Origin of the sequence: Pseudomonas sp. X4 (assembly GCF_040784925.1) — a bacterium.
Lineage (GTDB): Bacteria > Pseudomonadota > Gammaproteobacteria > Pseudomonadales > Pseudomonadaceae > Aquipseudomonas > Aquipseudomonas putida_Z.
The window spans coordinates 5630347-5643102 of the sequence record NZ_CP160798.1 but is presented as its reverse complement, the minus strand read 5'-3'; the positions used below and the strand labels follow the sequence as shown (position 1 = coordinate 5643102).

Here is a 12756-nt window from a genome sequence, read left to right as displayed (position 1 = left end):
CGAGGTGATGCCGATGAACAGCCAAGTGGATATCGAGCGAGCGCAAGACCTGGAAAGGCGCTTGCGTGCCTATGAAGAACTGGAGAACAAAGCGCACTGGCCGGGCGCATTGACGGTGGCCGACGTGGTGGCACTGGCCCTGCTGACGCTGGTGATGGTTGCTGGCGCGTACTACCTGGGAGGCCAGCCATGAGTGCTTCCCGCGAGCAAGAATTTCGCCTGAGCGCGGAACGTGGCGACACCCCCTTGCTGCCCAATGAGCGGGTTTGGGGTTTCTGGGGGTTTGCCTACGCCAACTCGGCGCTGGCGGTGGCCACCTGGGTGTTCCTGATCGGTGGCGCCACCGCGCTGTTCGTCGGGCCCTTGCAAGGGATTGCCGCAATCATCATCGGCAACATCATCGGCGTGGTCCTCGCCGCGTCGTCCACCTGCCTGCCGTGTGGCAAGTACGGCGTCGAGCAGTTCACCTTCCTGCGCAGCATGTTCGGCCTCAATGGCAGCCGCCTGGTGTACTTCCTCTCGGTGGTGGTGCTGACCATGGGCTGGCTGGCGGTGCTGGGGCTGATGTGCGGGCGGGCGCTGGACAACCTGGAAACCCTGGTGCAGCAGAGCCAGCCCAACGGTGATGGCTGGCTGGTAACCGCGGGAGGCTTGCTGGCCATCGTGCTGGCGGCGCTGGTGGCCATGCGCGGGCCGGACATGATCCGCCGGCTGAGCGCGGTGATCGCGCCCAGCCTGATCCTGATCATGCTGGCACTGATGTACTTCATCTCCGGTCGCTACAGCTTCGACGAACTGCTGGCCATGCCGCCTTTGCAGCCACCGTTCGAGAACCCGCACGTCAACTTCATGGTCGCGGTGGAGATCAACATCGCCGCGGGCTTCTCCTGGTGGCCCTACATCGGCAACCTGTCGCGCCTGTGCAGCAACCAGCGCACGGCCTTCTGGCCCAACCTGGTGGGCATCTTCGCTGCGGCGTCGCTGGGCGAGTCAATCAGCCTGTTCGCCGCCACTACCCTGGGCAGCAGCGACCCTACCGCGTGGATGCGCCTGGCCGGCGGCATGGGGTTCGGCGTCATCGCCCTGAGCTTCCTGGCGCTGGCCAACCTGACCGGCATGGTCAACATCCTCTACACCGCGGTGATCGGCTTGCGCCAGCTGGGCGGCGAGCGCCTGCGCAGCGTGGGCTGGGGGGTACTGATCGGGCTGTTCTGCATCATCCCGGTATTGATCGTGGTGTTCCTGCCGGGGATCTACGACGGCTTCTTCATCTTCCTGGTGTGGACATCCGCGCTCAACAGCGCCCTGGCCGGCATCGGCATCGCCGATTACTTCTTCCTGCGCAAGCAGCGCCTGAACCTGCGCCAGCTCTACGCCGAACAGAGCGTGTCGCCGTTGCGCTACTGCAAAGGCTTCAACCCCATCGCGCTGCTGGCGCTGGTGGCGGGCTTCGCGATCTATGTGGTGGTGTTCAACCCGCAGACCCTGGCCCATACCGACTTCTTCACCTTCGCCACCGCCTCGCTGCCGTCCTGCCTGCTGGCCGGGCTGGTGCACTACGGCCTGACCCGGCTGCTGGCGACGCGCCTGGGCTGGGGCGGCTACCCAAAGCGTAATGAACACAACATCCAGGCCGCCGGCCTTCGTGTACAGGACTAGAACCATGACCAAGCGATACGACTACATCATCATCGGCGCAGGCTCTGCTGGCTGCGTCCTGGCCAACCGCTTGAGCGAAGACGCCGGTACCTCGGTGCTGGTCCTGGAGTTCGGCGGCAGCGACCGCAGTGTGCTGATCCAGATGCCCAGTGCCTTCTCGTTGCCGATGAACACCAAGAAGTACAACTGGCGCTACGAGACCGTCGCCGAAGCGCACCTGGACAACCGCCGCCTGCATTGCCCGCGGGGCAAGGTGCTGGGCGGCTCGTCCTCGATCAATGGGCTGGTCTACATCCGTGGCCATGCCTGCGACTTCGATGAATGGGAAAGCCTGGGGGCGAAGAACTGGAGCTACCGTAACTGCCTGCCGTACTTCAAGCGTGCCGAGCAGTACAAGTTTGGCGGTGATGACTACCGCGGCGGCATGGGGCCGCTGGCCACCAACAACGGCAACAACATGCAGAACCCGCTGTACGGCGCCTGGGTAGAGGCCGGTGCCGAAGCCGGCTATATCAAGACCGACGACTGCAACGGCTACATGCAGGAAGGCTTTGGTGCCATGCACATGACGGTCAAGGATGGCGTGCGCTGGTCCACGGCCAACGCCTATCTGCGCCCGGCCATGAGCCGGCCGAACCTGACCGTGATCACCCATGCCATGACCCGGCGCATCCTGCTCGATGGCAAGCGGGCGGTGGGCGTGGAATATGATCACGGCGGCCAGGCCCACAAGGTCCTGTGCAACCGCGAGGTGCTGGTGGCGTCCGGCCCGATCGGTTCGCCGCACTTGTTGCAACGCTCCGGCATCGGCCCCGAGGCCGTGCTGAAGAAGGCTGGCATCGAGGTGCGCCACCCCTTGCCTGGGGTGGGCGAGAACCTGCAGGACCACTCGGAAATCTACATCCAGTATGCGTGCAAGGAGCCGGTGACCCTCAACGGCAAGATGAACCTGCTGGGCAAGGCGATGATCGGCCTGCGCTGGTTGCTGTTCAAGGACGGTCTGGGCGCCAGCAACCACTTTGAGGCGGGCGGTTTCATCCGCTCATCCAAGGGCCTGCGCTGGCCGGACATCCAGTTCCACTTCCTGCCGGCGGCCATGCGCTATGACGGCGACAAACCGTTCAAGGGCCATGGTTTCATGGTGCTGACCGGGCCTAACAAGCCCAAGAGCCGTGGCCATGTGCGGGCGTTGTCGGCCGACCCGTACCAACATCCGGAAATCCGCTTCAACTACCTCGAGAGCGAGGAAGACCGGGAGGGCTTCCGCCGCTGTGTGCGGCTGACCCGCGAAATCATCGCCCAGCCGGCCATGGATCGTTTCCGCGGCGAGGAGCTGGCGCCCGGGCCGCAGGTGCAGACCGATGAGCAGATCGACGCATTCGTGCGCGCCAACATGGAAAGCACCATGCACCCGTGCGGCTCGTGCCGGATGGGCGAGGATGACATGGCAGTGGTCGATTCGACATTGCGTGTGCATGGCCTGCAGGGGCTGCGGGTGATCGACTCCTCGGTGTTCCCGAGCGAGCCCAATGGCAACCTCAACGCGCCGACCATCATGCTGGCCGAACGCGCTGCCGACCTGGTGCGCGGGCGCCAGCCGCTGGCACCGAGCGATGTGCCGGTTGGCCTGGTTGGGGGCTGGGAGGAGCAGCAACGCAGCCGTGCGCCGCTGCGCGAGATGCCTGTCCGCTAAATAGCCGGGCTGACGCGCTCCTACAGGGGATCGCGTCAGCCTGGCGGACTGAATGCGCTCCATTGGAATGATTTCGATACAGAAATGGGGAGGGGCAGCGCTCAGTGTGCCCGGGGCTGCTCGAACGCCTGATTGGCACGGTTTTCTGGAGTGACTTCTTTACAGCCACGAAAGCCCTGATTGAATAAAACCCCGCCAACTAGCGCTATTGGCGTTTGGCACAGAGCTTGCTCTCTACCTTGCACGCGATCGGACTTGAAAGTTGTTCATCCGGTCTCGAGGTTTGAACTTGTGACGTTATAAAAACAATTAGACTAGCAAGGTAGAAAACAATGAATAACTTGCCCCACGGTCACCGCCCGCCTGATGGTGACGCACACGAACTCAAGCGTAACCTGTCCAACCGCCATATCCAGTTGATCGCCATTGGCGGTGCTATCGGCACCGGCCTGTTCATGGGCTCTGGCAAGACCATCAGCCTGGCGGGGCCCTCCATCATCTTCGTCTACATGATCATCGGCTTCATGCTGTTCTTTGTCATGCGGGCAATGGGTGAACTGTTGTTGTCCAACTTGAAGTACAAGTCGTTCATCGATTTCTCGGCTGACCTGCTCGGCCCGTGGGCGGGGTTCTTCACCGGCTGGACCTACTGGTTCTGCTGGATTGTCACCGGTATCGCCGACGTGATCGCCATCTCTGCCTATTCGCAGTTCTGGTTCCCCGACATCCCTTTGTGGATACCGGCGTTGGCGTGTGTCGGCCTGTTGCTCAGCTTGAACCTGATGACGGTGAAGATGTTCGGCGAAATGGAGTTCTGGTTCGCCATGATCAAGATCGTCGCCATCTGCGCGCTGGTCTGCACCGGGTTCTACATGGTGGCGCTGGCTTACCAGTCGCCGGCCGGGCATGCGGCATCGCTGGCCAACCTGTGGAATGACGGTGGCATGTTCCCCCATGGCGCCATGGGCTTCTTTGCCGGCTTCCAGATTGCGGTGTTTGCCTTCGTCGGCATCGAACTGGTGGGGACCACCGCCGCCGAAACCAAGAACCCGGAACGCAACCTGCCACGGGCGATCAACTCGATTCCCTTGCGCATCATCGTCTTCTACGTGCTCGCGCTGGTCGCCATCATGGCCGTCACACCCTGGCGTGAAGTGGTGGCCAACAAGAGCCCCTTCGTCGAGCTGTTCGTACTGGCCGGTCTGCCGGCAGCCGCGGGCATCATCAATTTCGTGGTGCTGACCTCGGCCATGTCGTCGGCCAACAGCGGCGTCTTCTCGACCAGCCGCATGCTTTACGGCCTGGCAGTGGATGGCGATGCGCCTGGCAAGTTCGGTGCGCTGTCCCGCCGCGCGGTACCTTCCAACGGCCTGATCTTTTCCTGTGTGTGCCTGACGGGCGGGGCGCTGGTCATCTACCTGGTGCCGAACATGCTCGAGGCCTTCACGCTGATCACCACGGTGTCGGCACTGCTGTTCATGTTCGTCTGGTCGATCATCCTGCTGTCGTACCTGGCGTACCGCAAGCAGCGTGACCCGTTGCACCAGGCGTCGACGTACAAGATGCCGGGCGGCACGTTCATGTGCCGGGTGTGCCTGGTGTTCTTCGCCTTCATTCTGGCCTTGCTGGCGCTGGAGGCCGACACCCGCAGCGCGCTGTACCTGATGCCGGTCTGGTTTGCCGTGCTGGGCCTGGCCTATCGATCGATCTGGCGGAAAAGGCAGCAGGCCATGCAGCTGTCATTCGATGCCGATTGATCACCTTATTCACGTTTTGCCCAAGGGGGACGGCGCGCTGCGCTGTCCCCCTGTCGTCTTTTTGCCAAGCAGGGAATCTTTATGAGAATCCACGTCAACTTTGTCGACCGTGTCGGTATCACTCAGGAAATCCTCTCGCTGCTTGGGGCGCGCAACCTCAATCTTGATGCGGTGGAGATGATTCCGCCCAACGTCTACATCGATGCCCCAACCTTGTCCCCGGTGGTGCTGGACGAACTCTACGCTGCCCTGATGGGCGTGGACGGCGTGCAGGAGGTGGCGCTGGTCGACTTCCTCCCCGGCCACCGCCGGCGCCTGCAGTTGGAGGCATTGCTGGCGGCGATGAGCGACCCGGTGCTGGCGGTGGACCCTGGCGGTCATGTGCTGCTGGCGAACCCGACCCTGGTCGCCCTGGTGGGGCGCGAGCCGGCCGGTGAGCCGTTGAACAGGTTGTTTGCCGAGCCGGACCTGGCCAAGACCCTGATCGACAAGGGCTTCCGCCTGCCAATGTGCGAGGTGGGCTTTCAGGGCCAGGCCCTGCTGCTGGAGGCCACGCCGATCAGCGGTGGCGCCGATGGCCTGGTGGGTGGCCTGCTGACCTTGTACCCACCCAGCCGCATCGGCGAGCGCCTGGCCTCGCTGCTGCATGACAACAGCGAAGGCTTGGGGGCGTTGCTGGGCGAGTCGGCGGCGCTGCAGGCGCTCAAGGCCCGCCTGCACAAGGTGGCGAGCCTGGAGGCGCCGGTATTGATCCAGGGCGAGACTGGTACGGGCAAGGAACTGGTGGCCCGTGCCTGCCACGCGCTGAGTGCCCGGCGGGATGCCTCGTTCCTGGCGCTGAACTGCGCGGCATTGCCCGAGAGCCTGGCCGAAAGCGAGCTGTTCGGCTACGCCGCAGGTGCCTTCACCGGCGCCCAGCGGGGCGGCAAACCGGGCCTGCTGGAACTGGCCGATGGCGGTACGGTGTTTCTCGATGAAGTGGGCGAGATGTCGCCGTACCTGCAGGCCAAGCTGTTGCGTTTTCTCAATGACGGCAGTTTTCGCCGGGTGGGCGGTGGCAGCGAGGTGCAGGTGAATGTGCGGGTGGTCTGCGCCACCCACCGCAACCTGGAAAACATGGTGATCGAGGGCAGCTTTCGCGAAGACCTCTACTATCGCCTCAACGTGCTCAACCTGCAGGTGCCGCCGCTGCGTGAGCGCGGCAAGGACATCCTGCTGCTGGCCGAGCATTTCCTGCACCAGGCCTGTGCGCAGATCCAGCGCGCCCCTTGCCGGCTGGCGCTGGCCACCCATCCGCTGCTGCTGGGCAATCGCTGGTCCGGCAATGTGCGCCAGTTGCAGAACGTGATATTCCGCGCGGCGGCCATCAGCGAAGGGGATGTGATCGACTGCGATGACCTGGAGCTGGCTGGCACCGCCCTGAGCAGCCAGCAAGCCGAGGGGCAGGAGATCGTCAGCCTCGAAGCGGCCGTGCAGGCATTTGAAAAATCCTTGCTGGAGAAGCTGTACACGAGCTACCCCTCGACCCGGCAACTGGCGGTGCGCTTGCAGACTTCGCACACGGCGATCGGCCAGCGTTTGCGCAAGTACGGCATCGCCAGTCGGGTCTCGTAGCCGGCCCGGTGCGAATACGCTCCGCTGGAGTGATTATGCTCCAGGCGGGCGTGGTCCCGAGTTCATTGGCCCGTGCTGTCAGGGTTGGCTGCCGGGCCCAGGCCGCGGAGTGAATACGCTCCATCGCGCAGGCTTGGGATGGACCGAAATAAAACAGTAAGGCATTGATGTATAAGGGTTTTAGTGAGTTGGCATCAGCCTTGCTCTGTATCAGTCGGTCCTGCATCAGGACCTATCTGATAACAAGAGAGGAAGATCCATGAGCACGCTGCGTTTTACTCCTGAACACGAATGGCTGCGTCTGGAAGCGACTGGCGAGTTGACCGTCGGCATCACCAGCTATGCCCAGCAGGCCCTGGGTGACGTGGTGTTCGTGCAACTGCCGGAGCCGGGCGAGTACGGAGAGGGCAACGAAGTCGCGGTGCTCGAGTCGGTCAAGGCCGCCAGCAACATCACCATGCCTTTGCGCGGCACCGTGGTGGCCGTCAACCAGGCCCTGGCCGACGACCCCGAGCTGGTCAACACCTCGCCCATGCAGGACGGCTGGTTCTTCCGCATCCAGGCGGCCAACCCGTCGGAGCTCGACAGCCTGATGGACCAGGACGGCTACGACCGTTTCCTGGCCGACAACGCCTGAGCCAGGGGGCAGAGATGACCAACGCATCCATCCCGCTGGACACTGACAACGAATTCATCGCCCGTCACATCGGCCCGCGCGAGGGCGATATCGACGCCATGCTGGCGCTGGTCGGCCATGACTCACTGGAAGCCCTGATCGACAGCGTCATCCCCGCCAGCATCAAAGGCAGCAGCGTGCTCGAGCTGAGCAAGGGGCAGGGCGAGGCTGAAGCCCTGGCCGCACTCAAGGCCATCGCTGCGAACAACCAGCTGTTCAGCAACCACATCGGCCAGGGCTATTACCCTTGCCACACGCCCACGCCGATCCTGCGCAACCTGCTGGAGAACCCGGCCTGGTACACCGCCTACACGCCGTACCAGCCGGAAATCTCCCAGGGCCGCCTGGAGGCGTTGCTGAACTTCCAGACCCTGGTCAGCGACCTCACCGGCATGCAGATCGCCAACGCCTCGTTGCTCGACGAAGCCACCGCCGCCGCCGAGGCCATGACCTTCTGCAAGCGCCTGGCGAAGAACAAGGCCCCGGCGTTCTTCGCGTCCAGCCATTGCCACCCGCAGACCCTCGATGTGCTGCGTACCCGTGCCCAGCCACTGGGTATCGAAGTGGTCATCGCTGATGAAGCGTTGCTGGATGGCCAAGCCCTGGACGGCTATTTCGGCCTGTTGCTGCAGTACCCGGCCAGCACGGGTGCCATCACCGACCACCGCGCCCTGGTGCAACGCGCCCATGCGGCGGGTGCGCTGGTGGCTGTGGCCGCCGACCTGCTGGCACTGACCTTGCTGACCCCACCGGGTGAGTTCGATGCCGATGTGGTGCTGGGCAGCGCCCAGCGCTTCGGCGTGCCGCTGGGCTTTGGCGGCCCGCATGCGGCGTACTTCGCCACCCGCGATGCGTTCAAGCGCGACATGCCCGGCCGCCTGGTGGGCGTATCCATCGACCGCTTCGGCAAGCCGGCCCTGCGCCTGGCCATGCAGACCCGCGAGCAACACATCCGCCGCGAAAAGGCCACCAGCAACATCTGCACCGCGCAGGTGCTGCTGGCCAACATCGCCAGCATGTATGCGGTCTACCACGGTCCCCAGGGCCTGGAGCAGATCGCCCGGCGGGTGCACCGCCTGACCGCGATCCTGGTGCAAGGGCTGAAACAGCTCGGGCACAAGGTCGAGCAGGCGCACTTCTTCGACACCATCAGCGTGGTCACCGCGAGGCCTTTGGCTGATGTGCTGGCTGCCGCCAATGCGGCACGCCTGAACCTGCGCCTGATTGACGAACTGCGGGTTGGTGTGTCGCTGGATGAAACCTGCGAACAGGCCAGTGTCGAGGCCCTGTGGCAGGTGTTCGCCGAACCCGGCCAGGCGCTTCCAAGCTTCACCGCGTTGGCCGCCGGCAGCAGCGATTGCCTGCCCGTGCCACTGCTGCGCGCGAGCCCGTTCCTGCTACACCCGGTGTTCAACCGCTACCAAAGCGAAACCGAACTGATGCGCTACCTGCGCCGCCTGGCCGATAAGGACCTGGCCCTGGACCGCAGCATGATCGCGCTCGGCTCGTGCACCATGAAGCTCAATGCCGCCAGCGAGATGGTCCCGATCACCTGGCCCGAGTTCGGCGCCCTGCACCCATTCGCCCCGGCTGAGCAGTCGCAGGGTTACCGCCAGCTGACCGATGAACTGGAGGCCATGCTCTGCGCGGCCACCGGCTATGACGCCATGTCGCTGCAGCCCAATGCCGGTTCCCAGGGTGAGTATGCCGGCCTGCTGGCGATCCGCGCCTACCACGCCAGCCGTGGCGAGGCAGGGCGCGATGTATGCCTGATCCCGTCGTCGGCCCATGGCACCAACCCGGCCACGGCGCAGATGGCCGGCATGCGGGTGGTGGTGGTCAACTGCGACGAGCGTGGCAACGTCGATGTCGCCGACCTGCAGCTCAAGGCCCAGCAGCACAGGGCGCAGCTGGCTGCGCTGATGATCACCTACCCCTCGACCCACGGCGTGTTCGAAGATGCCATCACCCGTATCTGCGACATCATTCACGAGCACGGCGGCCAGGTGTATCTGGATGGCGCCAACATGAACGCCATGGTCGGCCTGTGCGCCCCGGGCAAGTTCGGTGGCGATGTGTCGCACCTGAACCTGCACAAGACCTTCTGTATCCCCCATGGCGGTGGCGGCCCCGGTGTCGGCCCGATTGGCGTCAAGGCGCACCTGGCGCCGTTCCTGCCCGGTCACGCCCATCTGGCGAACCCGCAGGGCGCGGTCAGCGCGGCGCCTTATGGCAGTGCCAGCATCCTGCCGATCACCTGGATGTACATCCGCATGATGGGCGGGGAAGGGCTCAAGCGCGCCTCGCAGCTGGCGATCCTCAATGCCAACTACATCGCCCGCCGCCTGGAGGAACACTACCCGGTGCTGTACACCGGGGAGAACGGACTGGTTGCCCACGAGTGCATCCTCGACCTGCGCCCGCTCAAGGACAGCAGCGGTATCAGCGTCGAGGACGTGGCCAAGCGCCTGATCGACTTCGGCTTCCATGCCCCGACCATGTCCTTCCCGGTGGCTGGCACGTTGATGGTCGAGCCGACCGAGAGTGAGTCCAAGGAAGAACTGGACCGCTTCTGCGCAGCGATGATCTGCATCCGCGAGGAAATCCGCGCCGTGGAAAACGGCACCCTGGACAAGCTCGACAACCCGCTGAAGAACGCCCCGCATACCGCCACCGAGCTGGTGGGCGAATGGCCCCACGGCTATGCCCGGGAGCTGGCGGTGTACCCGCTGGCCGAACTGCGCGACAGCAAGTACTGGCCGCCGGTGGGGCGCGTGGACAACGTCTACGGCGACCGCAACCTGGCCTGTGCCTGCCCGCCGCTGTCGAGCTATCAAGATGCCTGACCCTGCTGGCCTGGACGCTTCCGGGCCGTGCTTGCCGACCGAACAACAAGGAATCTCACCCATGTTCCACAAGAGCCTGACCCTGTCCGATTTCGACCCTGCATTGTCCGCGGCCATCGGCCGTGAAGTGCAGCGCCAGGAAGACCACATCGAGCTGATCGCTTCGGAAAACTACACCAGCCCCCAGGTGATGCAGGCCCAGGGCACCGAACTGACCAACAAGTACGCCGAAGGCTACCCGGGCAAGCGTTACTACGGGGGCTGCGAGCATGTCGACGTGGTCGAGCAGCTGGCCATCGACCGCGCCAAGCAGTTGTTCGGTGCCGGTTATGCCAACGTTCAGCCACACTCGGGCTCCCAGGCCAACGCGGCGGTCTACCTGGCCCTGCTGCAGGCCGGTGATACCTTGCTGGGCATGAGCCTGGCTCACGGCGGCCACCTGACCCACGGGGCCAAGGTGTCGTCCTCGGGCAAGCTGTACAACGCCGTGCAATACGGCATCGATGCCAACGGCCTGATTGACTACGACGAAGTCGAGCGCCTGGCGGTCGAGCACCAGCCGAAGATGATCGTGGCTGGTTTCTCGGCTTACTCGAAGACCCTCGACTTCCCGCGTTTCCGGCAGATCGCCGACAAGGTCGGGGCCTACCTGTTCGTCGACATGGCCCACGTCGCCGGGCTGGTCGCGGCAGGCCTGTACCCCAGCCCGCTGCCGTATGCCGATGTGGTCACCACCACCACCCACAAGACCTTGCGCGGGCCGCGTGGCGGCCTGATTCTGGCCAAGGCCGACCCGGAGCTTGAGAAAAAGCTCAACTCGGCGGTGTTCCCAGGCGGGCAGGGCGGGCCGCTGATGCACGTGATCGCGGCCAAGGCGGTGTGCTTCAAGGAGGCCCTGGCGCCTGGTTTCAAGGATTACCAGCGCCAGGTCATAAGCAACGCCCAGGCCATGGCGCAGGTGTTCATGCAGCGCGGTTTCGACGTGGTTTCCGGTGGCACCGACAACCATCTGTTCCTGGTCAGCCTGATCCGCCAGGGCATCACCGGCAAGGATGCCGACGCCGCGCTGGGCCGTGCGCACATCACGGTGAACAAGAACGCGGTGCCCAACGACCCGCAGTCGCCGTTCGTGACCTCGGGCCTGCGCATCGGTACCCCGGCAGTGACTACCCGTGGGCTCAAGGAGGCGGAATGCCGCGCCTTGGCGACTTGGATCTGCGACATCCTCGACCATCTCGGTGATGCCGACGTCGAGGCCCAGGTGGCGCGCCAGGTGGCAGCGCTGTGCAAGCTGTTCCCTGTCTATCCGGCCTGACCTCAGGGCTTGGCGGCTGCCGGCAGTGTGCCGGCAGCCCATATCATCGAAGGCCAGGAGCCAGCCATGACCACAGAACAATTGCAACAAACCCCACTGCACGACCTGCACCTGGCGCTGGGGGCACGCATGGTGCCATTCGCCGGTTATGCCATGCCGGTCCAGTACCCGCTGGGTGTGCTCAAGGAACACCTGCACACCCGTGAACAGGCTGGTCTGTTCGACGTTTCGCACATGGGCCAGATCCGCCTGCGTGGCGCAGAGGCCGCCAGGGCGTTGGAAGCGCTGGTGCCGGTCGACATCATCGACCTGCCGGTGGGCATGCAGCGCTATGCGCTGTTCACCAATGACGACGGCGGCATCCTCGACGACCTGATGGTGGCCAGGCTGGGTGACGACGAGCTGTTGCTGGTGGTCAACGCCGCCTGCAAGGAGCAGGACCTGACCTACCTGCGCCAGCACCTGGAAGGGCAGTGCGAGGTCGAGTCGCTGTTTGCCAGCCGGGCCTTGCTGGCCCTGCAAGGCCCGGCGGCGGCCAAGGTACTGGCGCGACTGGCGCCCCAGGTTGCCGGCATGACTTTCATGCAGTTCGCCAGTGTGAGGCTGCTGGGTGTCGACTGTTATGTCAGCCGCTCGGGCTACACCGGCGAAGACGGCTACGAAATCTCGGTACCGGTCGAGGCGGCGCCCATGCTTGCCCGTTCGATGCTGGCCGAAGCCGAGGTCCAGCCCATCGGCCTGGGGGCCCGTGATTCGCTACGCCTGGAGGCCGGGCTGTGCTTGTACGGCCATGACATGGCGGTGCACACCACGCCGATCGAGGCCAGCCTGGGCTGGGCGATCTCCAAGGCCCGACGTGCCGAGGGTGAGCGCGCTGGCGGCTTCCCCGGCGCCGAGCGCATCCTTGCCCAGCAGCACGAAGGCGTGGCCAGCAAGCGCGTGGGCCTGCTGCCTGCAGAGCGCGTGCCGGTGCGTGAAGGGGCAGAGATCGTCGATGCTCGGGAGCAGGTGATCGGCCGGGTCACCAGTGGCTGTTTCGGACCCAGCCTGGGCGCGCCGCTGGCGATGGGCTACCTGCAGAGCGAGCAGGCAGCGCTGGGCACGCAAGTGTTCGCCCTGGTACGCGGCAAGCACGTGCCGATGCAGGTGGTGCGCACACCGTTCGTGGCGCAACGTTACTACCGTGGCTAAAGGCC

9 protein-coding genes are annotated in these 12756 nt (G+C 64.6%); all 9 read left to right on the top strand.

Annotated elements, in window-relative coordinates:
• The first annotated feature begins 13 nt into the window (after positions 1-13).
• Positions 14-193, top strand: a complete 180-nt coding sequence (locus ABX298_RS25100) for a hypothetical protein (protein ID WP_031325569.1) — start codon at positions 14-16, stop codon at positions 191-193.
• Complete coding sequence (locus ABX298_RS25095) at positions 190-1659, top strand: cytosine permease (protein WP_286919059.1); 1470 nt, start codon at positions 190-192, stop codon at positions 1657-1659. Before ABX298_RS25100 ends, ABX298_RS25095 begins: the two co-directional genes overlap by 4 nt.
• A 4-nt stretch (positions 1660-1663) precedes the next feature.
• Positions 1664-3352, top strand: coding sequence for a choline dehydrogenase (gene betA, locus ABX298_RS25090; protein WP_075045425.1), 1689 nt, complete (start codon positions 1664-1666; stop codon positions 3350-3352).
• A gap of 332 nt (positions 3353-3684) precedes the next feature.
• Positions 3685-5109 (top strand): D-serine/D-alanine/glycine transporter, encoded by a 1425-nt coding sequence (cycA, locus tag ABX298_RS25085; protein ID WP_075045424.1) that lies wholly within the window; start codon positions 3685-3687, stop codon positions 5107-5109.
• Positions 5110-5190: 81 nt separating this feature from the next.
• On the top strand, positions 5191-6723 hold the full coding sequence (locus tag ABX298_RS25080) for a sigma-54-dependent transcriptional regulator (RefSeq protein ID WP_075045423.1): 1533 nt from the start codon (positions 5191-5193) through the stop codon (positions 6721-6723).
• Between the two features lie 259 nt (positions 6724-6982).
• On the top strand, positions 6983-7360 hold the full coding sequence (gene gcvH, locus ABX298_RS25075; RefSeq protein ID WP_075045422.1) for a glycine cleavage system protein GcvH: 378 nt from the start codon (positions 6983-6985) through the stop codon (positions 7358-7360).
• Positions 7361-7374: 14 nt separating this feature from the next.
• A complete protein-coding gene (gene gcvP / locus ABX298_RS25070; protein WP_367393804.1) occupies positions 7375-10245 on the top strand; it encodes an aminomethyl-transferring glycine dehydrogenase in 2871 nt (956 codons plus the stop codon).
• Positions 10246-10306: 61 nt separating this feature from the next.
• Positions 10307-11560: a serine hydroxymethyltransferase gene (gene glyA, locus ABX298_RS25065; RefSeq protein WP_075045420.1), complete on the top strand. Its 1254-nt coding sequence runs from the start codon at positions 10307-10309 to the stop codon at positions 11558-11560.
• 66 nt (positions 11561-11626) lie between these two features.
• Positions 11627-12751, top strand: coding sequence for a glycine cleavage system aminomethyltransferase GcvT (gene gcvT / locus ABX298_RS25060; RefSeq protein ID WP_075045419.1), 1125 nt, complete (start codon positions 11627-11629; stop codon positions 12749-12751).
• The last annotated feature ends 5 nt before the right edge of the window (positions 12752-12756 follow it).